This window comes from Paenibacillus apii (assembly GCF_011043685.1).
Lineage (GTDB): Bacteria > Bacillota > Bacilli > Paenibacillales > Paenibacillaceae > Paenibacillus_AQ > Paenibacillus_AQ sabinae.
Genome location: NZ_JAAKGU010000015.1, coordinates 20453 through 44139 on the forward strand (window position 1 = coordinate 20453; position 23687 = coordinate 44139).

General features: G+C 47.2%; 27 protein-coding genes, 1 other RNA gene and 1 pseudogene. 14 read left to right on the forward strand and 15 right to left on the reverse strand.

The features are described from left to right. The first annotated feature begins 124 nt into the window (after positions 1-124). Positions 125-979, forward strand: coding sequence for an HDOD domain-containing protein (locus G5B47_RS23140; RefSeq protein WP_165103529.1), 855 nt, complete (start codon positions 125-127; stop codon positions 977-979). Between the two features lie 82 nt (positions 980-1061). On the opposite strand, the pseudogene G5B47_RS23145 reads toward G5B47_RS23140, so the two are convergent. Then, positions 1062-1334: pseudogene (locus tag G5B47_RS23145) on the reverse strand (aldo/keto reductase); the annotation flags it as partial. A 105-nt stretch (positions 1335-1439) separates the two neighbouring features. Beyond that, positions 1440-1892, reverse strand: a complete 453-nt coding sequence (locus tag G5B47_RS23150) for a hypothetical protein (RefSeq protein ID WP_165103532.1) — start codon at positions 1890-1892, stop codon at positions 1440-1442. Between the two features lie 246 nt (positions 1893-2138). Between G5B47_RS23150 and G5B47_RS23155 the strand changes: the two genes are divergently transcribed. After that, entirely contained in the window at positions 2139-3926 is a 1788-nt protein-coding gene (locus G5B47_RS23155) for a helix-turn-helix domain-containing protein (protein ID WP_165103535.1), read from the forward strand. Between the two features lie 110 nt (positions 3927-4036). Here the strand turns inward: G5B47_RS23155 and G5B47_RS23160 are convergent, their stop codons facing one another. The 3 genes from G5B47_RS23160 to G5B47_RS23170 all read right to left on the reverse strand — a co-directional run bounded on the left by G5B47_RS23160 (position 4037) and on the right by G5B47_RS23170 (position 6874). Next, on the reverse strand, positions 4037-5302 hold the full coding sequence (locus G5B47_RS23160; RefSeq protein ID WP_165103538.1) for an acyltransferase: 1266 nt from the start codon (positions 5300-5302) through the stop codon (positions 4037-4039). Between the two features lie 169 nt (positions 5303-5471). Beyond that, positions 5472-5987 (reverse strand): dihydrofolate reductase family protein, encoded by a 516-nt coding sequence (locus G5B47_RS23165; protein ID WP_165103541.1) that lies wholly within the window; start codon positions 5985-5987, stop codon positions 5472-5474. A gap of 14 nt (positions 5988-6001) precedes the next feature. After that, the gene (locus G5B47_RS23170; protein WP_165103543.1) at positions 6002-6874 is read right to left on the reverse strand and encodes an alpha/beta fold hydrolase; all 873 of its coding nucleotides are present in this window, start codon (positions 6872-6874) and stop codon (positions 6002-6004) included. A gap of 140 nt (positions 6875-7014) precedes the next feature. Here G5B47_RS23170 and G5B47_RS23175 point away from each other — a divergent pair, with 140 nt between their 5' ends. Continuing rightward, a complete protein-coding gene (locus G5B47_RS23175) occupies positions 7015-7377 on the forward strand; it encodes a winged helix-turn-helix transcriptional regulator (protein WP_165103546.1) in 363 nt (120 codons plus the stop codon). 137 nt (positions 7378-7514) lie between these two features. Continuing rightward, positions 7515-8744, forward strand: coding sequence for a serine/threonine transporter SstT (gene sstT, locus G5B47_RS23180; protein WP_165103549.1), 1230 nt, complete (start codon positions 7515-7517; stop codon positions 8742-8744). Here the strand turns inward: sstT and G5B47_RS23185 are convergent. After that, a complete protein-coding gene (locus G5B47_RS23185; RefSeq protein ID WP_165103552.1) occupies positions 8741-9040 on the reverse strand; it encodes a hypothetical protein in 300 nt (99 codons plus the stop codon). The genes sstT and G5B47_RS23185 overlap by 4 nt on opposite strands. A gap of 167 nt (positions 9041-9207) precedes the next feature. On the opposite strand from G5B47_RS23185, the gene G5B47_RS23190 reads away from it, so the two are divergent. Genes G5B47_RS23190 through G5B47_RS23200 form a run of 3 tightly spaced genes read left to right on the forward strand, consistent with a single transcriptional unit; the run spans position 9208 to position 10691 of the window. Beyond that, positions 9208-9681, forward strand: coding sequence for a DUF2975 domain-containing protein (locus tag G5B47_RS23190; protein ID WP_165103554.1), 474 nt, complete (start codon positions 9208-9210; stop codon positions 9679-9681). Positions 9682-9691: 10 nt separating this feature from the next. Continuing rightward, positions 9692-9910, forward strand: a complete 219-nt coding sequence (locus G5B47_RS23195) for a helix-turn-helix domain-containing protein (RefSeq protein WP_165103556.1) — start codon at positions 9692-9694, stop codon at positions 9908-9910. Between the two features lie 16 nt (positions 9911-9926). Then, positions 9927-10691, forward strand: a complete 765-nt coding sequence (locus G5B47_RS23200) for a DUF817 domain-containing protein (RefSeq protein ID WP_165103558.1) — start codon at positions 9927-9929, stop codon at positions 10689-10691. A 341-nt stretch (positions 10692-11032) separates the two neighbouring features. Here G5B47_RS23200 and G5B47_RS23205 read toward each other — a convergent pair whose 3' ends face one another. The 5 genes from G5B47_RS23205 to G5B47_RS23225 all read right to left on the reverse strand — a co-directional run bounded on the left by G5B47_RS23205 (position 11033) and on the right by G5B47_RS23225 (position 14464). Further along, on the reverse strand, positions 11033-11596 hold the full coding sequence (locus tag G5B47_RS23205) for an RBBP9/YdeN family alpha/beta hydrolase (protein ID WP_165103560.1): 564 nt from the start codon (positions 11594-11596) through the stop codon (positions 11033-11035). Between the two features lie 93 nt (positions 11597-11689). Next, positions 11690-12082, reverse strand: coding sequence for a type II toxin-antitoxin system death-on-curing family toxin (locus G5B47_RS23210; protein ID WP_165103562.1), 393 nt, complete (start codon positions 12080-12082; stop codon positions 11690-11692). Position 12083: 1 nt separating this feature from the next. After that, on the reverse strand, positions 12084-12377 hold the full coding sequence (locus tag G5B47_RS23215) for an AbrB/MazE/SpoVT family DNA-binding domain-containing protein (protein ID WP_165103564.1): 294 nt from the start codon (positions 12375-12377) through the stop codon (positions 12084-12086). 167 nt (positions 12378-12544) lie between these two features. Continuing rightward, entirely contained in the window at positions 12545-13810 is a 1266-nt protein-coding gene (locus G5B47_RS23220; RefSeq protein ID WP_165103566.1) for an acyltransferase, read from the reverse strand. A gap of 207 nt (positions 13811-14017) precedes the next feature. Next, entirely contained in the window at positions 14018-14464 is a 447-nt protein-coding gene (locus G5B47_RS23225) for an Lrp/AsnC family transcriptional regulator (RefSeq protein ID WP_165103569.1), read from the reverse strand. Positions 14465-15001: 537 nt separating this feature from the next. Between G5B47_RS23225 and G5B47_RS23230 the strand changes: the two genes are divergently transcribed. The 7 genes from G5B47_RS23230 (at position 15002) to G5B47_RS23260 (ending at position 20385) form a co-directional block, all read left to right on the forward strand. Then, on the forward strand, positions 15002-15832 hold the full coding sequence (locus tag G5B47_RS23230; protein ID WP_165103571.1) for a Bug family tripartite tricarboxylate transporter substrate binding protein: 831 nt from the start codon (positions 15002-15004) through the stop codon (positions 15830-15832). A gap of 11 nt (positions 15833-15843) precedes the next feature. Further along, complete coding sequence (locus G5B47_RS23235; protein WP_165103573.1) at positions 15844-16305, forward strand: tripartite tricarboxylate transporter TctB family protein; 462 nt, start codon at positions 15844-15846, stop codon at positions 16303-16305. Between the two features lie 24 nt (positions 16306-16329). Further along, positions 16330-17829: a tripartite tricarboxylate transporter permease gene (locus tag G5B47_RS23240; RefSeq protein ID WP_165103575.1), complete on the forward strand. Its 1500-nt coding sequence runs from the start codon at positions 16330-16332 to the stop codon at positions 17827-17829. 374 nt (positions 17830-18203) lie between these two features. Then, the gene (locus G5B47_RS23245; protein WP_165103577.1) at positions 18204-18677 is read left to right on the forward strand and encodes a DUF2975 domain-containing protein; all 474 of its coding nucleotides are present in this window, start codon (positions 18204-18206) and stop codon (positions 18675-18677) included. A gap of 10 nt (positions 18678-18687) precedes the next feature. Continuing rightward, positions 18688-18906 (forward strand): helix-turn-helix domain-containing protein, encoded by a 219-nt coding sequence (locus G5B47_RS23250; protein WP_165103556.1) that lies wholly within the window; start codon positions 18688-18690, stop codon positions 18904-18906. 16 nt (positions 18907-18922) lie between these two features. Continuing rightward, positions 18923-19687, forward strand: a complete 765-nt coding sequence (locus tag G5B47_RS23255) for a DUF817 domain-containing protein (RefSeq protein WP_165103579.1) — start codon at positions 18923-18925, stop codon at positions 19685-19687. A gap of 302 nt (positions 19688-19989) precedes the next feature. Continuing rightward, positions 19990-20385, forward strand: a complete 396-nt coding sequence (locus G5B47_RS23260; protein ID WP_165103581.1) for a VOC family protein — start codon at positions 19990-19992, stop codon at positions 20383-20385. Positions 20386-20536: 151 nt separating this feature from the next. On the opposite strand, the gene ssrA is transcribed toward G5B47_RS23260, so the two are convergent. The 4 genes from ssrA to G5B47_RS23280 form a co-directional block, all read right to left on the reverse strand. Then, positions 20537-20900, reverse strand: a transfer-messenger RNA (tmRNA) gene (gene ssrA, locus G5B47_RS23265). A gap of 230 nt (positions 20901-21130) precedes the next feature. Continuing rightward, positions 21131-21610, reverse strand: a complete 480-nt coding sequence (gene smpB / locus G5B47_RS23270) for an SsrA-binding protein SmpB (RefSeq protein WP_165103583.1) — start codon at positions 21608-21610, stop codon at positions 21131-21133. A 249-nt stretch (positions 21611-21859) separates the two neighbouring features. Then, complete coding sequence (locus G5B47_RS23275) at positions 21860-22993, reverse strand: DUF4179 domain-containing protein (protein WP_165103585.1); 1134 nt, start codon at positions 22991-22993, stop codon at positions 21860-21862. Continuing rightward, positions 22990-23511 (reverse strand): sigma-70 family RNA polymerase sigma factor, encoded by a 522-nt coding sequence (locus G5B47_RS23280; RefSeq protein WP_165103587.1) that lies wholly within the window; start codon positions 23509-23511, stop codon positions 22990-22992. The genes G5B47_RS23275 and G5B47_RS23280 overlap by 4 nt, the downstream gene beginning before the upstream one ends. Positions 23512-23687: the final 176 nt, after the last annotated feature.

A 23687-nucleotide genomic window follows, 5' to 3' on the forward strand; every position in this document is an offset into this window, starting at 1 on the left:
ATTTGTAACATTTTATCGACGGACTGCAATTCCAGATATTATATAATGAATTCGTCTGGCTGAAATTTCACGTTCACAAAAAATGTCGATAAATATCGCCAAAGTATTGGAAGAGGTGAAAAGGATGAATCAAATAGACGTGTACCAGGCGCTTGAAACTTCCCCAAAAATGCCCGTTATCCCCCCGGAAATCAGCGATATTTTTGAAATGATCAGGCAACCGGATCTGCTGGATGTCGATCTGCTTGCGGAAAAAGTCGCTTTATACGATGGATTGAACCAAGCAAGTCTGGCCAATGTAAATTCCGGATACTATCAAATTTCCCGAACGATCGAGAATATTAATGAAGCCATTGTCTTCCTCGGCATGAAAACGATGCGAAACTTGCTGATTTATTTTATTACCGAGCTGTTATTCCACGATGAATTAGGAAAATCCACGCTTTTTTCAAGCCATCAATACTGGAAACATAATCTAGGAACCGCGGTAGCCTGCAATTTGCTCTCGTCCAAATTAAAGATCGGCGACAGATTTCAGCTTTTCTCCTATGGCCTCTGTCATGATATTGGTTTCGCCATTCTCAACGCGTGTCTTCCGGACCCGGTTGATCAGATATTTGAAACGATGAATAGAGGCGTCCACCATATTGTGGCGGAAAAAATCGCCCTGGGCGGAAAGACTCACGCGGATATCGGAGCCTGGATTTGCGAAAAATGGGGGCTTCCCGAAGATCTCGGGCTGGTCGTTAAATACCACCATTCGCCTTTGCTGTCCACAGACAATCTAAGCGAAATCGAACTTATTCACGTAGCCGACTGCATCAGCACGGAATACTATCAAAGGCTGATTGGACTGGATGTTCGCCATCCGATCAATGCCAGAGTCATGCAAAACCTGGGCATCACCAAGGATATGGTGGAGGAAATAGGAGCATCGCTTCCGGACGAAGTCGAGCAAGTCAGCCGGATATTCGCCTAATTGTACAGAAAAAAGGAGCTCGCCAGCTTATGCAGCGGCAGGGCTCCTTTTGTTTTTTTCAGAGTTCGTATTTGATGGCAGCTTAAAAGTTGAAATTGTCAGGGTCCGGACCCCAGCGGGCATTTCGGTTCAGCGCATCGATGGCTCTCATATCTTCCTCGGCAAGTTCAAAATCAAAAATGTCGGCATTCTCCCGAATCCGGCTGTTATGAACCGATTTCGGAATGGTGACGAAGCCGTGCTGCAAGTCCCAGCGGAGTATGATTTGTGCAGGCGTCTTGCCGTATTTTCTTCCTAGCTCCCACAGCAGAGGAATATTTAACTGCCCCCGGATCAGCGGGGCCCATGCCTCGATTGATTCGGAGGTTGTGAGTGAAGAATGCTGTAACCATATAGGCTGAACCTAAGTTGGCTTTTTTATTTGCCGGGGATGGTCCCATTGTACAGCGAAGCAAATAATCTAACTTTTATGTACCGATCGGTAATCGATATAGGTAATGATGATATGCGTGACTCCAAAAATGACGGTCGGCACAATCGCCGGCCCTTTATGAAGCCAAATTTCCGCCAAAATAAAATACGCCACAGGTGCAACCGCCATTCCAAGCAGCACGGTCAAATTACGGAAGCCTCTGAAATAGAGTATCCATAGCAAATAATATACAAACAGAAATACCGCCATACCTAAAGTATATGGACTTAGCATAGGAGAATCGTGACGGCTTCCCCAAAACACTAAAAGCAAAACGAAAATGGCCTGGCTCGCATGCTCAATTACATCCAGCATCCAATGATGGCTTCCGGCTCTTCCCGCCCCACTCGACTTTGGAAGCCAAAAATAAAACAGATTCGGCACCATTACCAATACGAAAACGACAAGCCCTTCCCACGAAAATCCCCAGAAATCGTTCACTTTGTTAGAGCTCCTTTTCGAAAAATGGATGATTGTTATTGAGTGTATCGGTAAATCTAACGGCTTAGCTCTATCGTTGTTATTATATCATTTTGACGGCTAATGCTCCTGTCCTTCCACATCTACCACTCAACCCGCAGTTGCAGAATATCAGCCACACTCATCTTTGGATAAATGGTACTCCCATTTTCGAGCTACTATAATAAGAGCAACGACGTCGCAATCCAAACGTAGGAGATGTGATTAATGATAAGTGCTGACGCAGTCGGGAAACGGATTTCTACACTTCGCAAAGAAAAACAATTGTCACAAGAACAATTGGCTGAACAATTAAATGTCAGCGCCCAAGCCGTTTCAAAATGGGAGACCGGTAAATCCTTGCCCGAAACCTCTACGCTTCCTTTACTATCACATATATTGGGTCAATCGATCGATCGCATTTTGATGCCGCAGCAATTGGTGGTTCTCCAAGCCATCTACACCGATGGTTGTGAAAGCCACGATGTCACTCATTTTATAAACCAGTTCGTTATCGACAATCATTTGACATTTTTCCTGAATGACCAGACCCTGCCCCATCGCATTCAAAGCAATCGGATAAAGCTGCTGCTAATCAAATACCAGATCCCTTCGGGCACCTATGCCGATTATGTTTTGCAGGATAGCCTGTTAGCCATCAATCTCGATAGCGAGGGCTGCAGCCTACCTTCTGGAGAACTGGAATTTGTATTTTCTGCATACGGCAATGAGCGGAAGCATCAGAACATCATGAATAAAATGAAACATTATCAATATTTTCAGTGGGAGCATTTCACCGTAACTCATGAGCTGTTCCCAAGTCCGATCGACAATCAGGGTGAGGATTATCTTTTGCTTGTTTATGTAAACGCCACCGGTATACACGCCATAAGCTGCCCGGAAGGCGATACGATTCATTACACTCCGGACCGGACGCAACTTTTTAGAAGTGACTCCGTGGATGATTGCTATATTGTTCAGGATGTCGGCCATCTGGGTTTTGGTCAAGGGATGGATTGTTCATGGGCAGGCGCTCTTTATCTGTCACTAAAAACCATGGGACAGGAAACCGCTTATGAAACCGTAATGGGCGTGTCAGGGGCGTGCTGGAGAGTCGCTTTTACCCCCATTTGGGATTATAGCTCCGCGGATGCTCTGGTTGCTTACGACTATGCCGCTCCGGCATTTAAAGCCTATGGCCTTCAGGTCAGCTGGACAGACCGGATCACATCCAAAGAACGTGAATTGGAAAAACAGCTCATCAAGGAAAGCATCAAAAAACACCACTTGCCGATTGCCATTAATCTGCGGGTTGCTCCCGAGTGGGGAATCATTACAGGCTATCTAAATGGCGGAGAAACCTTGCTGTGCCGCAGTTATTTTGACGATGAGACCTTTGAAGAGCATAAAGATGACCCGGAATTTCAAGAGTACATGAAAATTAGCAAAGGTTACCTGAATGTAGATCAATGGCCTTTCATCCTCATTCGTTTTAACGGCGAAGCCGCCAAGCCATCCGCTCTGGACAATCTCTACGCTTCGCTTCAGGTCAAATTAGACTCCATGTACGCCCAGGAAAACAGAGGATATAAACTGGGTTATCAAGCCCTGCAAGCATGGCGGGAAGGTTTGCTGGATGAACAATGGTATCAAACAGCGAACCCACAGGATTTTGCCCGAAGACTCGGCGTCAACCACTTCTGCCTAATGGCTCTGACCGATGCCAGAAGAAGCGCGGCTATCTATTTAAAACATACACTTTCATTCCCGGCGTCCTCTCTAACCGAATACCTAAGCGAAATGGTCGATGTCTACGAGAAAATGCATGCCCAGCTTCGACCTTTCTACGCAAGTCTGACCGATGCGAAATCCTTGGACACCTACGATTCTCCGAAAAAAGCCTGGACGAAGGAGCAGCGGCAGCTGCAAGCGGATTTACTCCAATCCATCGGGATTCTGGAACAGCGAGGGGATGAGTTGGCCAAGCGAATCTTGGCGGCTGCGGGAAAGATCTAAGACATTTTTGAAGTGCAGCCTTCCCCTGTACAGTACAAAACAGGCGCTGAAATTGAAAAAGACACCCGAGAGGGTGTCTTTCGCTGCTATATGGAGCCGGGGCGCGGCCTTTATCGAGGAAAAGTCTGCTGTGCTGGCCTGGCTTTTATCCGATTTCGGTTCGCCTGCTTCCCTGTCGGTCCGACAAACCACCGCCCAAAAGGCAGCTTGCTGAGCAGCTTGGCAAGCCCGATCGAACCCGCCGCCGTTAGCATAAAGGTAAGCACAGCCGCAGGCAGATGGTAGCCGGTGAGCGCAAGCGGTCTGGTGATGGAACTGATCAGCATCAGAACGAAGGCATGCGCGAGAAAACCGCCAAAGGAATAAGTGCCGATAAAGCGAAAAATCTTGCATGCCGCCCCTCCCCTCGTTTGCACGATCCGCAGAATACCGTACAACAGCAGCAGTTGGGACACGATAAGAACGAAGGTAAAAGGCCTCAAGTATCCGGCATAGTTCAGGTTTATGGTTTCCGTGGAATGGTTAAGAATCTCATAACCTTGCCAGATGTACAGAGCAATAAATGCAAATCCGAACCAGATAAAGCCATCCTCCACAAAACGCCGCCAGCGCTGGAGTCCAAAGGCGCAAACCGCGCCAAGCAGAAAGTAGAAGAAATAAAAAACAAAATAGTACGGCCGGTAAGAGAGTACGCTCGCCCAGAATCCGCCCCAATCGGCCGCCCAGTCCGGCATCCGGTAACTGGATAACCACATCAGGATGCCATATAACGCACCCGTCACGGCAATGATCATAAACACCCGGCGGAAGGACGCTCCTCCTGGCATCGTTTGAAGCTTTTGGCGTACCTTGTGGATCGCAAGCGCAAACAGCGGAAATAAGAAATAATATTGAAAAATCATTGGAATAAACCACAGATGATAACCGTATGTCGGCAGGAACAACTCATGGAGCAGCGTCCTCGGCCAGTCTGCCGGATTTCCCAATTGACCGAATGCAACCCCCTGTGCGGCGATCCAATAAATGACCGTCCAGCATACGAACGGTAAGTAAATATCCACCAGCCTTTTTCGAATAAAAGGCCAATAGGAAAGCGTACCGTTGTTGTTGTAAAACAGCAGCAGCCCGGACAGAAACACAAAAGTCGGCGTCCCGAAACGCGTGAAATCAAACAGCATCGCCAGCATGATTGCATCGGACTGCAAAATATCGCTCCGGTAAATATATTCCGCTATGCTGTGCTGCAAGGTAATGGCGAAAAACGCAAACGCCCTTAACAGAGTTACTTCTTCTATCCGTTCTTTCTTTTTCGTCGGGAGCATGTCGGTCTGCGGGGCAACCTGCAAATCCAATGTTGTCACAGTTCGTTGTGGCATTTGTTGTCCTCCCCCTCATTTCTGTTCTGCATAACATTAACCGATCCTAACCTACCAATATTAGCAGAAGCTTAAAAGAACGAATTCCAATAAATAATCGCCGCTATAAAAAAGAGCCATCCCAGAAGATACTCTGAAATGACTCTTTTCTCCGTTAAGTTTAACCCATTTACCGGTCCATCGCATAGCGCAGTTGTATCACGCCGCTGCCAAGAGGCTTGCAGTCCAGCAATTGCACATGTTTATATTGATAGTTATCTTTGTCGATCAGAAGGTTTAACCCCTTACCCTCCATCACAGGTACAACATTAAAAATCACTTCGTCCACAAGCCCTTTACTTAAAAAGGCATTGTGCAGATCAGCGCCGGCCCCTATGAGAGCGGTTTGATGTCCTTTTTGCTGCAGGTAGTTCAGGGCTTCCTGCGGCGATCTCGCAACCGTTACCCCCGGAAGGTCTCCAGCGTTCCCGGATACCACTACGATATCTAGATCGGCAAAGGGCCCACCGCCGACACTCCCGTTTTCGAGCATACCCTCGAAAGTCCGGCGTCCGACAATGAAGTTTCCTGCTGCTATGGCGTGTGCCGCGAAGTCGTCCAGCGCTTCCTTTTTCGGCGGGTTCTCGGAGCTGGACTGCGCATAATTGCCGTTAGCGGTTAATGTTGCCCACAAAGTCGTTTTCATAATCGTACGCCTCCTTATGTTCTTATCCATATTCTTCGGATTGAAGCGGCCACCCGATCCGGCCGATCCTCTTGCACATAGTGTGAGGCATCGTCCAGAATCTCGGTTTCGTTCATCGGTAAATATCTCTGCCATTTGGCCATTTGTTCGGGCGGGAAGCCGGCACTGTCTTTCGATCCCCATAGAATTTGTGCGGGCAAATCGGACAAATTCGGCAGTTTCGATTCAATGTCGGCGAGCCATGATCGCGCCTTGCGGATCTGCCCGGGAAAGACCCATGTCGGTATCCTGGACTTCGGGGTCGGGAATGGGTCGGTATAAGCTTTTCTCAAGCTGTCCGTAACTTTATCGGTATGGTAAATACCGTGAGGAACAATGACTTTGGCGAAAAAATTGCGCCGTGTCTGAAGCCAGTACCCGAATAGCCGACCTCCCATGGCGAGCGAGAACATTTTCATCGGCAATATTTTTGCAGGCCAGGCCCAGGTGTTCATCACGACGATACCCCGGAGGTTTTTCCTGTGCCTAACCGCGTAATTCAAGCCAATCGGACCTCCCCAATCCTGAACCACTAATACAAAATCCTTAAGATTCAAGCGGCGGATCAGATTAAGAATGGCTTCCGATTGCTCTTGCGGCGTAAAGCGATAGCCGGCAGGGGCCTTCGACATACCGAACCCGGGATAATCCGGAGCGATAAGACGGTATTCCCTGCGCAGCTCTTTGATGACGTTCCGATAGAGATAAGACCACGTCGGATTACCGTGCAAGAGAAGAACTGTCGGTCCTTGCCCTTCATCGACGTAATGAATATAACCGTCACGGTAAGGCAGCCAGCGATCGGTGAATGGATACTCCATCCGGTCCACTTCAAACGGTCTTTCCATTTGCGGGTTCCTCCCCTCCGCCACTCTTTTCAATTTTTTTATTCCCTTGATTTCAATAGTAATCGCAGTATGGTACATTTGAAAAGTAGTTACAGAAAAGTGCAATAGTTTCAAAAAATGAACTATGGAGGGAAAGCCGTATGATAGATCGATCTTGTCCAGGTGCTATTGAACCCATCCTTGAGATTCTAGATGGAAAGTGGACGCTTTTACTATTACTCGAACTGTTTAACGGTACCAAACGGTTTGGGGAATTACGCCGTAAGCTGCACCCCATCAGTCCGAAAACGTTGACAGACCGGTTGCGGCTGTTAGAGGATAAGGGAATTGTCACCCGTACGCTTTATCCTGGTGTACCGCTGCACGTCGAATATGAACTTACCGAACGCGGGCAGCGTCTGCAGCCTATTTTTGCCGCGATGTGGGCGTGGGTTCAGGAGAATGGCGTCTGCCCCGGGAAAGAGGCGGAAAATATTAGCCCCGAAGAAGCAGGAAGTCTTTGAATATGCATAGTTTTTTTACACCCGGCACACAATCGGCAATTTTCGTGATAAACTAACTGACGTAAATATAAACTTGCCTCAATAAAGCATAATGACTGGGCTTAGTTATATTTCCATATTGAAACCGGAGGGAATAAATGAAGACATTAATATTCAAGTGGAACCAAGCAAGCCTGGTAAAACGAATACTTGTCGGGATTATAGCTGGTATAGTCTTGGCTTTAGCGGTTCCTAATGCAACAGGGATCACCATTTTCGGTTCCTTGTTTGTATCTGCATTAAAAGCGGTTGCGCCCATTTTGGTCCTGCTCATCGTGATGTCAGCCATCTCCAGACATAAAAAGGGCCACGAAACGAATATGAACAGGATTCTTGTTCTGTATGGTTTAAGTACATTTTTGGCAGGTCTAATCGCAGTTGTTGCCAGTTTTATATTTCCGGTAAGCTTGTCGCTTGTAACGGGTGTCACCGACCTGACTCCCCCTGATGGGATTATAGAAGTACTTAAGACTTTGCTGTTTAAGGTTGTCGACAATCCGATTAACGCCCTGATGAATGCCAACTATATCGGTATCCTGACTTGGGCTATCTTTCTAGGCATAGCTTTAAGAAATGCCAAGGATCATACAAAGGACTTGCTCGCTAATTTTTCAGATGCGGTTTCACAAATCGTCAAATGGGTAATCAGCTTGGCACCATTAGGCATCATGGGACTTGTTTTTGATTCCATTACAGCAAATGGGCTTTCATCCTTGCTCGATTACGGTAAGCTGCTTCTTGTTCTTATTGGATGTATGCTATTTATGGCTTTTGTTATTAATCCATTGATCGTATATCTGAATATCCGGAGAAATCCTTATCCGCTTGTTCTTTATTGCCTGAAGGAAAGCGGGATTACCGCATTCTTTACTCGCAGCTCAGCGGCCAACATTCCAATCAATATGAGATTATGTGAAGAAATGAAGCTGGATAAGGATACGTATTCGGTGTCCATCCCATTAGGTGCTACGATTAATATGGCGGGTGCAGCTGTTACGATTTCTGTCTTGACTCTCGCTGCGGTTCATACGGTTGGAATTCAAGTGGATTTTGGGATGGCGTTCATGCTTAGCCTCCTGTCCGCCGTAGCTGCTGCAGGTGCCTCAGGTGTTGCCGGCGGGTCTCTCTTACTGATTCCTTTAGCGTGCAGCTTATTCGGCATTCCGAATGATGTTGCGATTCAAGTCGTTGGCGTAGGTTTCATCATCGGTGTTTTGCAGGACTCTTTCGAAACCGCTCTTAATTCCTCCTCCGACTTACTGTTTACAGCAACAGCTGAATTTGCAAAAGAACGTAAAGAAAGTAAGGAATTTGTGATCAATACCTAGATCAAAATGTTGAGAAAAAGCAGGCGGCCCTTGGGTCCCTGCTTTTTTTGCCGCTTCCAATTATCCTCCCCAAAACGGCTACAATGTGCCCCAAAAAACTGCATTCCATGCAGCGATTGAAATGGCTCCACCGGCGGTTGAATGTTAACATTGGCCACTCGCCTCGGTATGACTTGCAGCCCCGCAAGAGATCCATTCATCAAGTTATCTATAAATACTTGTTTAATAGAGAACCCTTCAAACTCTACTGGCACTCCCAACAACTCCTTCAAAATATTGGAATAGGGCATATCCATATTCGCACACCCTGAATTCGATGTCACCTAAAAGCATTGCTGGCGCAGCCCACCCTCCATTTAAAAAATAATAACAACAATAATGTAATTAAAATCAATAATAATTTATTGCAAAACAATAAATATCGTGCTAAAGTTAATTTGACAAAAAAAGTGAGGTGCTTTTTATGAAACGGGAAACACTCTTTTTAAAGTTAGCTGTGTTTCTTATTGGATTACCTATTCTTGCTTTGTGCGTATGGGGACTGCCTGCCATAGCGAAGGAAGCGGTAGAAACTTATCCGGCTTATTGGCTATATCCCCTTTTAACCGTTATGTATGCATCGGCGATACCGTTTTTCGTTGCCTTGGCTCAGGCCTTTAGACTTTTAAGCTATATTGACAAGAACAACGCTTTCTCGGAACGATCCGTAAGTGCTCTAAAGATTATCAAATACTGTGCAATCACAATCAGCATCTTGTATGCGGCAGGCATGCCACTTGTATATCTCATAGCGGAGGAAGACGACGCCCCGGGTCTCATCGTACTCGGAATGGTCATTGTTTTTGCCTCCATTGTCGTTGCGGTCTTTGCTGCCGTTCTTCAAAAGCTATTGAGAAATGCCATCGATATAAAATCAGAAAATGATTTAACGGTCTGAGGTGAAAACAATGGCGATTATCATCAATATTGATGTGATGCTGGCTAAAAGGAAAATGAGCGTTACCGAACTTTCGGAGAGGGTCGGAATCACGATGGCTAATCTTTCGATATTGAAAAATGGAAAGGCAAAGGCGATCCGATTATCCACTTTAGAGGCGATTTGCGAGGCTTTGGCATGTCAACCCGGAGATCTTTTAGAATACCGAAGCGATGAAGACACACAGTAAGCTGGAGACCCAAATCATGAGAGCACTAAAACAACTCGTTCGTTTTGGCCGGGAGCAGGCCCAATCCTGTTTGTTTCCTGTCGTGATTTTTTCCTCTTTGGCTATTACACAAAACCTGCCGCTCCCCTTCCTGCCCCGGTATGACTGGATGCTCATCCTCTGCCTTCTGATGCAGTGGTGGATGGTGCATTACGGGCTTGAAACACGGGATGAACTCAAGGTGATCACCTTGTTCCACCTGATCGGGCTTACTCTTGAACTTTTCAAGGTACATATGGGCTCCTGGTCGTATCCGGAGGAAGGCTATTTCAAAATTGGGGGAGTCCCTTTGTACAGCGGATTTATGTACGCCAGTGTAGCGAGTTATCTTTGCCAGGCGTGGAGGAGATTTAAAGTTGAACTGGTGAAGTGGCCACGGTTTTGGATAGTTGTACCTCTTGCAGCAGCGATTTATTTGAATTTTTTTACCCATCATTATTGGATGGACGTCCGCTTTTGGTTATCCGGACTTGTGATTATCGTCTTTTGGAAGTCTTGGGTCACATATGAGGTTGGTGGAACCCGTTACCGTATGCCGCTCTCACTTTCTTTTGTGCTTATCGGATTTTTTATATGGATCGCCGAAAATATCGCAACGTTCTTCGGAGCCTGGCAATACCCGAACCAAACCGAGGCATGGAGTCTCGTTCATCTGGGAAAGGTGAGTTCATGGCTCTTATTAGTGATTGTCAGCTTTCTTATCGTAGCAGCGTTAAAGCAGGTTAAGGGGAAAAATCTATGATAGGTACGTTGGAACTCCGACAATCTGGGGGCGACAATCCGGTTATATTTTGAGTCCTTACATGTAAAAAGCCCGCTCCCGGAGCGGGTTTTTGTATGGGGCCGAAATCGTGGTGTACCAAATCCACAATTCGCAGGGTCAAGCCAAGGCTGCTTGAAAATACGCCGAAATCAACGAGCGTGCGATGGTTTTTAAAGGTCCCTTTGTGCAAAAAATGCCTAAACCCAGCATTTAAACTTAATTGTTCGACTCGTTTTTTTACCAAAAGTTTTTTTACAATGCCCGGCTGTAACCTCTTGATCATAATCACTGATCATTAAGCAGCTTGTTCATCCTCTCTTTCATAGAGTAACCTGCTGGTTCAAGCATACATCGAGAATCCACGGCCATGGACCGTAGCCCGCTTCTACGTTGATGTGTCCCATTTTAGGCAGCATAACGCAAGGAATCCCTAAATCTAAATATTGAGAAGCATCTTCTACCGAACAATAAGGGTCTGTTGAGGATAAAACAAACAGCGTCTTTTCCGCCACCGTTGCAATCTCAACCAAGTTTTCCGGTACAGGAAAAAACGTCATCACAGGCTCATATTCCAAAAATGGTGAAGGTGGCGCTACCAGAATGGCTCTCTGAATTTTTCGTTTCGGATGTGAAGCCACGTAGTGAAACCACATGATGCACGCTAAGCTGTGAGCCACAACGATTACTTCTTCATCTTGCGGAACTTCTTCAAAAACAGAAGATAAATAGTCGAGCCAAACATCCTTGTCTGGTTGATCTTTGTCTGGAAAGTCAGGAAACCGGACTTTTTCACCTTGCTTCACCAGCTCTTGCTGCAACCATGTTTGCCAATGATCGGGTCCACTGCCGCCGACTCCATACAAAATGAGAAAGCTTCTACTCATGATAAAAATACCTCCACAATGGTCGTCTAAAGTTATGACTGCATCATTCTCGATTCTGCTAAGTTGTGGTTTTACCCAAGCCTAATAGAACTACTATATTTCTATCGAGTGTTCACGGAGAATACTGGCTATCTGTCCAAATGTATATTCGCCTTTGGCAATATCCACGATGAACTCAACAGCAAACAAACGCTCCATCCTTAAAAGATATCCATTTACCATCAAAAAAGACTTAACTGCAAGATAAGCCGTTCGCTTATTCCCATTATGAAAACAATGATTTTTAACTAAGGATTCCAATAGAGCGGCTGCTTTTTCAAACAATGACGGGTAAGCATCTTCACCAAACAGACTTTGCTCAGGTCTATGTACAGCAGAGTCAAGCAAGGCATGATCTTTAATGCCTGCCTGATCCGCGTCATTCATTTTTCTCATCATATAATAGTGGGCTGCAACGATTTCTTCTTTCGTCAAAAAAATAGTCATATTACCGATCCCTTAGATCATCAAATATTTGTCTATCTTCTTCAAAAATATCGTAGAATGCCTCAAGCACCTCAGGGCGGACATGTTCAGGCAGCTCCACATGCCGGACTTTTCTCAGCAAAACCTCACCTTCGTCCGTCTCAATAAACTCGATCTCATCGCCTTGCACCACATTCATTTTGTCGGCAAGACTTTTAGGGAGGCTCACACCAAGGCTATTTCCCATTCGACCTATTTTTCGGGAATAACGTTTCGTTACCGATTTCTCCTGGCTCAATTTGATCGCTCCATTCACTTTGATACCCTCCCTTCATATTATGATCACACTCTAATAAGTTATACCTTATAACAGTTATAACTTTATAACTTTTTGTATAGTTTATCATGTCCGAAAAAGAAATCAACAAAAAAAGACACCCTTCCGGGTGTCTTTCGCTGCTATATGGAGCCGGGGCGTGGCCTTTATTGAGGAAAGGTTTGCTGCGCTGGCCTGGCGTTTACCTGGTTTCGGTTCGCCTGCTTCCCTGTCGGTCCGACAAGCCACCGCCCGAAAGACAGCTTGCTGAGCAGCTTGGCAAGCGCGATCGAACCCGCCGCCGTTAGCGCAAAGGTAAGGACAGCCGCAGGCAGATGGTACCCGGTGAGCGAAAGCGGCCTGGTGATGAAGCTGATCAGCATCAGAACGAAGGCATGCGCGAGAAAACCGCCAAAGGAATACGTGCCGATAAAGCGGAAGATACTGCACGCTGCTCCTCCCCTTGTCTGCACGAACCGTATAATACCGTACAGCAGTAGCAGCTGGGACACGATAAGAACGAAGGTAAAAGGCCTCAAGTATCCGGCATAGTTCAGGTTTATGGTTTCCGTGGAATGGTTAAGGATCTCATAACCTTGCCAGATGTACAGAGCAATAAATGCAAATCCGTACCAGATAAAGCCATCTTCCACAAAACGCCGCCAGCGCTGAAGTCCAAAGGCGCAAACCGCACCAAGCAGAAAGTAGAAAAAGTAAAAAACAAAATAGTACGACCGGTAAGAGAGTACGCTCGCCCAGATCCCGCCCCAATCGGTCGCCCAGTCCGGCATCCGGTTACTGGATAACCACATCAGGATGCCGTATAACGCACCTATCGCGGCAACGATCATAAACACGCGGGGGAAGGATGCTCCTCCCGGCATCGCTTGAAGCTTTTGGCGCACCTTCTGGATTGCAAGCACAAACAGCGGGAATAAGAGATAATATTGGAAAATCATTGGAATAAACCACAGATGATAACCGTAGGTCGGCAGGAACAGCTCATGGAGCAGCGTCCTCGGCCAGTCTGCCGGATTTCCCAATTGACCGAATGCAACCCCCTGTACGGCGATCCAATAAATGACCGTCCAGCATACAAACGGTAAGTAAATATCCACCAGCCTTTTTCGAACAAAAGGCCAATAGGAAAGCTTGCCGTTGTTCTTGTAAAACAGCAGCAGCCCGGAAAGAAACACAAATGTCGGCGTCCCGAAACGTGTGAAATCAAAAAGCATCGTCAGCATGATAGCATCGGACTGTAAAATATCGCTTCGGTAAATATATTCCGCTATACTGTGCTGCATGGTAATGGCGAGAAACGCAAACGCCCTTAACAGGGTTATTTCTTCGATCCGTTCTTTCTTTTTCGTCGGGAGCAAGTCGGTCTGCGGGGCAGCCTGCAAATCCAATGTCGTCAAGGTTCGTTGCGGCATTTTATTGTCCTCCCCCCTTATTTCTGGGTAACATTCAACGATTCTAACCTATCAATATTAGCAGAAGCTTAAAAAACGGAATTCGATTAAATAATCCCCGCAAAAAAAATTCCCCTCTACTAGTTTAGATGCAAAAAAGCACCGGTCCAACGGATCGGTGTTTTTCGCATGGTATGGAGCCAAATCTTAAATCCACGATTCACTCCCTCAAATATTAAGACCATCCTGAGCTTTGAATCTCCTCAACAAAATATGACTTTCCACTCTGACAATTCCTTCGATGGAATATACCGAATCCCGCAGAAATCGATCCAAAGCCTGATGATCTTCCACAAGGATATGCATATGGAGCGTGCAGGGGCCTGTCATTTGATACAGAACGGCAACCTTCTGGTTTGCCATCAACATTTCCGCTACACTTTCGAAATATTTCGGCTCTACATCAATTTCCAGAAAAGCGGAAACCTTCTTTCCTAACTTCTCCGCATTGATGACGATGGAGAACTGCTCAATAATTCCTTCTTCTATAAGCCTGTCGATCCGTTCCCGGACTGCCACCCTCGACAAACCGACTTCTTTGGCTAGATCGACGTAAGACAATCTGCTGTTTTTGGAAAGCTGGTGCAAAATAAGCGTGTCTATTTGATCCAACATATTTGGTATCACCCCATTATCCTCATATTTAGGATTGTAGCAAATAAAGAAGGAAGTTGAAAAGAAGCGTTCTCTATAATGTCATGTTTTCTATCACATTCAAACCATTACCGCCACCTTATTTATACATTTTGACCAATATCGATCAACCATTTATATCCAACATGAAACAAAATATATGAAAACGGTTACCTTTTGTAATAAATTTATTATATATCAATCAAAATGTATGTGTTTTTTCAAATTTGGTTACTTTTTATCAAAAAAGTATTGACGTAATGTAATATGACTTATATTGTAATGATAAATATCACATTTAGGGGAGATGGTACACTCATGAAGAGGTTGCAGCTGGTTGGTATGTTAGTTTTGTGCTTGATTCTTATTACCGCTTGTTCCAATAACTCAGTATCATCCGGGGGATCTAACTCTGGGACAGGTTCTGCAGCCGGGTCTGCAAAAGAGACTAGCACTAAGTTTCCTGAAAAACCCGTTAAAATGGTTATCCCTTATCCGCCGGGCGGTGGTTCCGATGTATTGTTCCGGTTGGTCGCCTCTTACGCCGAGAAGCATCTGGGCAAACCGATTGTACCTGTCAATATGGCAGGCGCATCGGCAACTGTTGGTTCCAGGTATGTAAAAGATGCCGCTCCGGACGGCTATACGATTCTCGGATCTCACCAGGTTGTTGCCGCAGCGCAGCATACCGGAATTGTAGATTACGGCTTTTCTTCTTTCGAAGGCATCGCCCAGATTACGTCCACCCCGCACATTCCTGCAGTCACCAAAGAATTCTCCCAAAAGAACAATGTCAAAAACATGACCGATTTTATCAATTATGTGAAAAAAAATCCCGGTAAAGTGATTTGGGCCTATACGGTCGGATCCGAGGACCACTACACCATTGCGTCGCTTTTGGACAAAGCGGGCGTAGATACGAAATCGTTGAAATACGTAAACTATCCGGGTACCGGGCCACAATATGCCGCCATGGTCGCCAATCAGGTCGAAGGTATGGTTGCCGACTACGCATCCGGTAAAGGGTATTTTGAGTCGGGCGATCTGGTACCGCTCGGTATCGTAAACACGGAGCGCGATGCCGCATTGCCGAATGTGCCTACAATGATTGAACAGGGTATCGATTTCTCCCTTCCGGTATCCCGTGGAATGTTTGCACCGAAAGGAACTCCGGCCGAAATTCTCGATGTGCTGGACAACGCATACGAGAAAGCTTTGGCAGATCCGGAGCTGCAGAAGAAAATTAAAGACTTGGGCAGCAATCCGAAGTTCGTGCCGCATGACGAGTTCAGCACCTTTGTGAAAGATCTCGACGCGGAAATGGCCAAGCTTGCAGACAAAATGAAGTAAGGGGTATTTCTATGGCAGACAAAATCTTTTCAATCGTTACATTAACCATAGCCGGGATTTTTCTTTTCAATTCCCGGCTTTTTGCGGAGAAATCTGGCATACAAGCCGTTTCCTCCGCTTTTTTCCCAAGAATAATCATTTATGCGCTCATCTTCTCTTCGCTAATCCTTCTAGTATCAAGCTTCCTAAAAAAAAGTAATCAACAGGGCAAAGGCGCTAAAGGAGCTTCAATCGCTTTCTTGCGGCATCATTGGCGCGTACCTTTTATGTTCGCATGGTTTATGATTTATTTGATCTTGATGCCGACTCTAGGATTTTTTCCAAGCACGGTTTTGTTCCTTTTTGTCGGATATCTTGTACTCAATGTCTCGTTTGTCAAGAAAAAGCTTTTCTTATATATTCCTTTGTCTTTGATTTTAACTTTTGTCATTCAGTTTATTTTCGAGAATGAATTGCAGGTTATCCTGCCTTAGTATGATACACAGGAGTGAATACGCATGGATTACGTACACGTCCTACAGGCTTTTTATGAGGTCCTTAAACCGGCCAATCTTTTTTATTTGTTTATCGGAACGTTAGCTGGAATCATTGCCGGCACCATACCGGGGCTCACCTTTACGACCGCTATCATACTTGCTTTGCCTTTTACTTTTGGCATGGACCCGATCTCAGGCTTGACCTTGATGATCGGCATCTATACCGGCGGCGCGTCCGGCGGTTTGGTAACAAGCACTCTTATCGGTATCCCCGGAACGCCGTCGGCGGTGACCACCATGTTCGACGGACACCCCATGTCTCAGAAGGGAGAGTCGGGACGGGCGCTTGGCCTGGGCATCATAGCGTCGGTTTTCGGTACAATATTCGGAGCGATCATTTTGTTTTTCTTTGGTCCTCTGGTGGCAAAAATTTCACTTAAATTCGGTCCCTGGGAAGTGTTCTCTCTCATGGTATTCGCATTGACGCTCATTGCCGGGTTGAGCGGTGCATCGCTACTTAAGGGGCTAATCGCGGGATTGTTCGGTTTATTGATTGCCACAATCGGATATGATCCGAACGGTCAGCTCCGATTCGACTTCGGTATGGACAGTCTGGCTTCGGGAATTGCACCACTGCCCGCTCTCATGGGACTTTTTGGATTATCCACGCTGCTGAAAAATATAGAAGAATTGCGAAATCCAATTAGTAAACCCAAAACGAAAGCAAACATTCGCATCCCGATGCTGCAAGTATGTAAAGATATGATTCGGGAGAAATTTGTCGTCGTACAATCATCGATTATCGGCGTCTTGATCGGAGCGCTGCCTGCCGCCGGAGCGGAAACCGCCGCCTTCATTGCCTATGACCAGGCTAAAAAGTTTGCCAAAGACAAGGAAAAATACGGCACAGGGCATCCGGGCGGAATTATCGCATCTGAAGCGTCCAACAATGCAAACGCCGGGGGATCGTTTATCCCTTCGATTACGCTTGGCATTCCCGGAGACATGGCCTCAGCGGTCATGCTGGGTGTCCTGATTTTGCACGGAATTACACCAGGACCCGGATTGTTTCAAGCCCAGCCGGTTCTGGCCCAATCCATTTTCGTCGCCCTCTTGCTCAGCGCCTTTATGCTGCTGATTACCCAAACCGCCTTGCTGCCTTTACTGGTCCGCATTTCCTACATTCCGATGGCGGTACTCGTTCCGAGCGTTATTGTGTTCAGCTGCTTGGGAGCATTTGCATTGAACAACCAGATGGTTGATGTATGGATGGTCGTCATTTTCGGATTAATTGGTTATGTATTGGATAAAATAGACGTCCCTATAGGTCCGATCATTTTGGGCCTGCTCCTGGGTCCAAAAGCGGAAGAGGAACTAATGAAGGCTTTGCAGATCAATTCGGAAATCACCCCTTTCTTCACTCATCCCATTTCATTAATCTTTTTGCTTCTAACCGTTTCCTCCATTGTGGTTACCATTTGGAAAAGCAGAAAGAGTAAAACGATAATAAAAGAAGAATAAACTCCCATTGCAGCGGGAATGCGGTTTCGATGCAGGTTGACTTTTAGACTTAAATAAACAAGCCCAGATGAATCTGGGCTTGTTTATTTAAGTCTGCTGTTACCCGGATTGATCACTCGCCGTGATACGCTCAACAATTCCCTGCAGGCGCAAGAAAAAATGAACAGCAATAACCCCTGGCGGAGACTAGAAAGCGTGTCCCACTAAAGCCCCGCCCCTATCCCGCCACACCCTCCTTTCAAAAATGGTTTCATTCTGTCGTCTAAACTATTTAATAACAACAATGATGTAATTAAAATCAATAATTATTTATTGTAAATCGATAAATAATGTGTTAAAGTCCTATTTGACAATAAACAAGTGAGGTGCTTTTTATGAAACGGGAAACACTCTTTTTAAAGGCAGCTGTGTTTCTTATTGGATTGCCAATTCTTGCTTTGTGTATATTGGGGTTGCCTTCCATCGCTAATGAAGCAGTAGAACATTATCCAGCTTATTGGGTATATCCCCTTTTAAGCGTTATGTATGCATCGGCGATACCGTTTTTCGTTGCCTTGGCTCAGGCTTTAAGACTTTTAAGCTATATTGACAAGAACAAGGCTTTCTCGGAACGATCCGTAAGTGCTCTAAAGATTATCAAATACTGTGCAATCACAATCAGCATCTTGTATGCGGCAGGCATGCCACTTGTATATCTCATAGCGGAGAAAGACGACGCCCCGGGTCTCATCGTACTCGGATTGGTCATTGTTTTTGCCTCCATTGTGGTTGCGGTCTTTGCTGCCGTTCTTCAAAAGCTATTGAGAAATGCCATCGATATAAAATCAGAAAATGATTTAACGGTCTGAGGTGAAAACAATGGCGATTATCATCAATATTGATGTGATGCTGGCTAAAAGGAAAATGAGCGTTACCGAACTTTCGGAGAGGGTCGGAATCACGATGGCTAATCTTTCGATATTGAAAAATGGAAAGGCAAAGGCGATCCGATTATCCACTTTAGAGGCGATTTGCGAGGCTTTGGCATGTCAACCCGGAGATCTTTTAGAATACCGAAGCGATGAAGACACACAGTAAGCTGGAGACCCAAATCATGAGAGCACTAAAACAACTCGTTCGTTTTGGCTCAGAGCAGGCCCAATCCTGTTTGTTTCCTGTCGTGATTTTTTCCTCTTTGGCTTTGACACAAAACCTGCCGCTTCCCTTCCTGCCGCGGTATGACTGGCTGCTCATCCTCTGTCTTCTGATGCAGTGGTGGATGGTACGTTCCGGTCTTGAGACACGGGATGAACTAAAGGTGATCACCTTGTTCCACCTGATCGGGCTTACTCTTGAACTTTTCAAGGTACATATGGGCTCTTGGTCGTATCCGGAGGAAGGCTATTTCAAAATCAGGGGAGTCCCTTTGTACAGCGGATTCATGTACGCAAGCGTAGCGAGTTATCTATGCCAGGCGTGGAGGAGATTTAAAGTTGAACTGGTGAAGTGGCCACGGTTTTGGATAGTTGTACCTCTTGCAACAGCGATTTATTTGAACTTTTTTACCCACCATTATTGGATGGACGTCCGCTTTTGGTTATCCGGACTTGTGATTATCGTCTTTTGGAAGTCTTGGGTCATATATGAGGTTGGCGAAGCCCGTTACCGTATTCCGCTCGCGCTTTCTTTTGTGCTTATCGGATTTTTTATATGGATCGCCGAAAATATCGCAACGTTCTTCGGAGCCTGGCAATACCCGAACCAAACCGAGGCATGGAGTCTCGTTCATCTGGGAAAGGTGAGTTCATGGCTCTTATTAGTGATTGTTAGCTTTCTTATTGTAGCGGCGTTAAAACAGGTTAAGGGGAGAAATCCATGATCGGTACGCCTGCGACAATTCGGTGTCTCTAAGGCCCTACATGTCAAAAATCCGCTCCCCGTTTAAAATTATGACTGCATCATTCTCGATTCTGCTAATCTTTTTACTCTTCTTGTTTTAAGATAATTTTCATTATACAGTAAAGCAAATTGATTTCATTCATATTTTACATGAGGAGATGCTCATGACCTATTACACATTCTCGCACGGACCACGATATATTTTGAATTAAATTTTATATATTTTACAAAAAAGGAAAGTATAATAGAAGAAGGCAGGAAGTCAAACTATAGGAGGAAATCATGGGCAGACTCATTCATTTCGAAATTCATGTAGATGACATGGAGCGTGCTAAGAAGTTTTATGGCGAAGTATTTGGATGGACCTTTGAGGACTGGAGTGACTATGCCGGAATGCCTTATTGGGGAGCCGTAACAGGTGATGCAAAGGAACCCGGAATCAACGGGGCTTTGATGCAGCGTCAAGGTGCTTCCCCACAACCCGGTCAGGCTGTGAATGGATATGCATGTACCATGGGAGTAGGAGATTATGATGCGACTGAAGCCAAAATCCTCCGGCTCGGAGGCCAGGTCGCCTTGCCCAAGTATGCTCTGCCCGGAATGGCGTGGCAAGGGTATTACATGGATACCGAAGGGAACCTTTTTGGTATTCATCAGCCAGATGAACATGCAAAATAGAGTTAAACCATCCATGCACGGGAGACCGTCCCGGAGAGTCCCCATGTCCTTTCCACTCCGCGGAAACGACAGATGAAGTCTTGGCAAGCTTAAACGATTCAAACCCTGTAGCTATCAAAAAAGACACCCCTCAAGGTGTCTTTTCTTCTCCATATGGAGCCGAGGGGAGTCGAACCCCTGTCCGAAGATAACGCCACATAAGCTTCTACGAGTGTAGTGACAGATTTGATGTCACCCTAGAGACTCCCTGTCACCGGATTCCCTTCAGGTCAGCCTGATTATCTTCTTCCGTTGACCCCAGGCGGAGACCAAGCGGCGTATCCCACTAAAGTTGAGCCCCTAGCCCGCCACATGGGCGATGGAAGGTAGGAGCTAGCTCACAGGTTATTAAGCTGCGAAAGCTAAGTTGTTGTTTTGTTTGCCGTTTAATTGGCTTTAGCGTTGATGAAGCGGACGCGTCCCCACTACTCGCTACCCATGCTCGAACTACCCCCGTCGAATCCAAAAACGGCCCCTCATTAAAAGGGCTTCCTGGATCAAGGGAACCGCCGGCAAGAGCGATCCATATCCATTATCCTTCACGCCATAAGGCCAAAAGATAAACTGAAGCATTAAGTCTTACATAAAAGAGTATATCACATTTTGCAGCTTAATCACATAGATCTTGCAGGAAACTTAGGTTTAGATTGCCACCGACGCTGCCCGAACAAAGAGAGCGCCCGAGGTTCCATCCCAGAATTGCCGCTTATCTTGCGATCTTCTGCTTCTCGCGTAGTGCCCGCTGGATATCGCGCTGCGCGTCGCGTTTGGCGGCGGAGTCGCGTTTGTCATACTGTTTCTTCCCTTTGCCGATGCCAAGCAGCAGCTTGGCGTAGCCGTTGCGCACGTAGACCTTGAGCGGCACAATCGTATATCCTTCCTGCTTGGAATGCCCGAGCAGCTTGCTGATCTGTTCTTTATGCAGCAGCAGCTTGCGCGTGCGCGTCGGGTCGTCCGGGTTGGAGCGGTTGCCCTGCTCGAATGGACTGATATGCATGTTATGCACAAAAATCTCGCCGCCGCGTATCGTGGCAAACGCATCCCCGATATTCGCACGGCCATTGCGCAGCGATTTGATCTCCGTTCCCGTCAGCACCATGCCCGCCTCGTAGGTGTCCTCGATAAAATAATCATGGGAAGCCTTTTTGTTCTGGGCGAGCACTTTCCCGTCTGCTTTTTTACCCATGACAATCACTCCTTGAATCGAATATTAAAACAAGCCGCCCCCACATCCAGTCGCTTCATATACGTTAAGGACCGTAGGCACTAGAATTATATTGTATCAAAAGCGTTCCCATAAACGCAAGGAAAGCCCTAACCCGCCAGCGGCATCCGGACAGCATCCAGATTACAGGGAGCATGGGCTTACCTCGCCTCAGGTAAGGTAGCCATATCACTTCGGCATGAATGCCTCACCACAGCAAGCAGCGCCGGTTTACGGGCTAAGGTTAAAGATCAGATCCGGCGTTCCCGGAACCTTCGGGAAGTTCAGCCGGACCGACTTCGGCTTATCCATGGAAAAACGGCTGTCCATCACGAATTGGAACCCTTCCTCCATCCAGCCGCCGGTCTGGGACCCGATCTGCTGCACTTCCCGATTCCCCTTATCCCGGGTATATATCGAGAACTGGAGCTCGTTGGAGAGCACGAAGGACTTTTTGAAATCAGCATCCTTAAGCAGCGTATCATCCATCAGGAAGGTTACCTTGGTGCTGATCGGGTACGCCTCCAGTTTGACCCGGAAGGCGTGACCCTGAATGGTCACGGTTTGCTCCGACAGCGCCGTCACCGGCTCGGCCTGCCAGAACCTCGGATCGAGGTCGATCGCCACCTTCAGCCTCGGCGAGAATTTGACGATGGACATGTCCGAGTGGTTCCAGCCCTTCGTCCGGCCGGCCGGCACCGCCCCGATCTGAAAATCGGCCCAAATCCGGCTCGGCCGGTCGGCGATGGCGGCGGGGTCGAGGCTGATTTTGCTGATGCCCCGGTAAGACTGCAGACTGCTCCGCTCCCGCTGATTGCTGTATGAGCCATAGTTCCCGTTGCCCATCGCCGCTCCGGTGGAGCTGCTGCTCAGCTTCAGATTAGAGATGCCGTAGATCTCCCGATTGGGCGCGGACGTCGCCGTATACAGCAGCATGATTTGATTGCGGTCGGCAATCACGCCATGGACGACAATGCCGTATCCGTCCTGACTGGCTTTTACATCAAGCGGCTGAACATAGCGATGCCTCCAGGCGTAGGTCAGCGTACTCGGAATGGCATCCGGATTCCACGAGAAAAATGGCGCCAGCCCCTTCGGCACATCACTGGCTGGACCGGCCTCCGTAGCCTGGAACGCTGCGGGCAAAAGGCTACCGGGCCCTGCGAACAACCCAGCTGCCACCGCTGCCGTGACGACCGCCGCCGCAAGACCCCCGGCACGCCTCCGTTTCCTTACTCTTTCTCCGGCCCGCCGGATGGCTTCCTCAATGTCCCGCATCTGAATCGCGTCGTCCCCATGCGGCCTGCTTCCATGCAGATCCGCCGCCTCCGCGAGCATCGCCCGCTCTTCCCGGTTCATCGTCATGCTCGTTCCTCCTCTTCCATAATCGCACGCAGCTGCTTCAGTCCTTTATGCTGCCAGGTCTTCACCGTTCCTTCCGGTTTCTGCAGAATCGCCGCTATATCCGGGATCGTCAGGTCATTATAATATTTGAGCAGCAGCACATGCCGGTACTTGGGCCTGATACGCTCCAGCACCGACAGCATCTCCAGCCGCCCGTGTCCGATATCCGTCACCTGTCCGGCCAGATCCTTGTCCTCCAACGGAACCATTCGCTTCCTACGCCGCTGCTCATCGATGCAGACGTAGATTAGAATCCGAATGATCCATGATTTAAACGCCTTGGAATCTTTCAGCGTTGTTCGTTTGATCCAAGCCCGGCAAATCGCCTCCTGGACCGCTTCCAGCGCGTCGCTTCGGTTGCGCAAGTAGCTGCAGGCAATCCCATACAGCAGCTCCCGGTGAAGCCTGACCGCATCGCTAAACTGCGCCTCGGTCCCCACGCTGGCCAAAGTGACCTTTGTCATCTCCCCACTGAACATGGCCTCCCCCTCTCTCTCCAGCCTTTCTACAGATAAGACGGAGCAGCGCCATAAAACGTTGTACATACTCTAAAAAACATCATGAAGACGGCTGTCCTCCGCCATCCCACATCGGATGACAGTACAAAACAAAGACCCCATTATCCATCTAGCGACGGTAAATGGGGTCTTTCGCG

Bases quoted from the DNA above. Each gene is read 5' to 3' on its own strand.
- G5B47_RS23140 (WP_165103529.1), top strand. From the start codon at position 125: ATGAATCAAATAGACGTGTACCAGGCGCTTGAAACTTCCCCAAAAATG.
- G5B47_RS23155 (WP_165103535.1), top strand. From the start codon at position 2,139: ATGATAAGTGCTGACGCAGTCGGGAAACGGATTTCTACACTTCGCAAA.
- G5B47_RS23160 (WP_165103538.1), bottom strand. From the start codon at position 5,302: ATGCCACAACGAACTGTGACAACATTGGATTTGCAGGTTGCCCCGCAG.
- G5B47_RS23165 (WP_165103541.1), bottom strand. From the start codon at position 5,987: ATGAAAACGACTTTGTGGGCAACATTAACCGCTAACGGCAATTATGCG.
- G5B47_RS23170 (WP_165103543.1), bottom strand. From the start codon at position 6,874: ATGGAAAGACCGTTTGAAGTGGACCGGATGGAGTATCCATTCACCGAT.
- G5B47_RS23175 (WP_165103546.1), top strand. From the start codon at position 7,015: ATGATAGATCGATCTTGTCCAGGTGCTATTGAACCCATCCTTGAGATT.
- sstT (WP_165103549.1), top strand. From the start codon at position 7,515: ATGAAGACATTAATATTCAAGTGGAACCAAGCAAGCCTGGTAAAACGA.
- G5B47_RS23185 (WP_165103552.1), bottom strand. From the start codon at position 9,040: ATGGATATGCCCTATTCCAATATTTTGAAGGAGTTGTTGGGAGTGCCA.
- G5B47_RS23190 (WP_165103554.1), top strand. From the start codon at position 9,208: ATGAAACGGGAAACACTCTTTTTAAAGTTAGCTGTGTTTCTTATTGGA.
- G5B47_RS23195 (WP_165103556.1), top strand. From the start codon at position 9,692: ATGGCGATTATCATCAATATTGATGTGATGCTGGCTAAAAGGAAAATG.
- G5B47_RS23200 (WP_165103558.1), top strand. From the start codon at position 9,927: ATGAGAGCACTAAAACAACTCGTTCGTTTTGGCCGGGAGCAGGCCCAA.
- G5B47_RS23205 (WP_165103560.1), bottom strand. From the start codon at position 11,596: ATGAGTAGAAGCTTTCTCATTTTGTATGGAGTCGGCGGCAGTGGACCC.
- G5B47_RS23210 (WP_165103562.1), bottom strand. From the start codon at position 12,082: ATGACTATTTTTTTGACGAAAGAAGAAATCGTTGCAGCCCACTATTAT.
- G5B47_RS23220 (WP_165103566.1), bottom strand. From the start codon at position 13,810: ATGCCGCAACGAACCTTGACGACATTGGATTTGCAGGCTGCCCCGCAG.
- G5B47_RS23225 (WP_165103569.1), bottom strand. From the start codon at position 14,464: ATGTTGGATCAAATAGACACGCTTATTTTGCACCAGCTTTCCAAAAAC.
- G5B47_RS23235 (WP_165103573.1), top strand. From the start codon at position 15,844: ATGGCAGACAAAATCTTTTCAATCGTTACATTAACCATAGCCGGGATT.
- G5B47_RS23240 (WP_165103575.1), top strand. From the start codon at position 16,330: ATGGATTACGTACACGTCCTACAGGCTTTTTATGAGGTCCTTAAACCG.
- G5B47_RS23245 (WP_165103577.1), top strand. From the start codon at position 18,204: ATGAAACGGGAAACACTCTTTTTAAAGGCAGCTGTGTTTCTTATTGGA.
- G5B47_RS23250 (WP_165103556.1), top strand. From the start codon at position 18,688: ATGGCGATTATCATCAATATTGATGTGATGCTGGCTAAAAGGAAAATG.
- G5B47_RS23255 (WP_165103579.1), top strand. From the start codon at position 18,923: ATGAGAGCACTAAAACAACTCGTTCGTTTTGGCTCAGAGCAGGCCCAA.
- G5B47_RS23260 (WP_165103581.1), top strand. From the start codon at position 19,990: ATGGGCAGACTCATTCATTTCGAAATTCATGTAGATGACATGGAGCGT.
- smpB (WP_165103583.1), bottom strand. From the start codon at position 21,610: ATGGGTAAAAAAGCAGACGGGAAAGTGCTCGCCCAGAACAAAAAGGCT.
- G5B47_RS23275 (WP_165103585.1), bottom strand. From the start codon at position 22,993: ATGACGATGAACCGGGAAGAGCGGGCGATGCTCGCGGAGGCGGCGGAT.
- G5B47_RS23280 (WP_165103587.1), bottom strand. From the start codon at position 23,511: ATGTTCAGTGGGGAGATGACAAAGGTCACTTTGGCCAGCGTGGGGACC.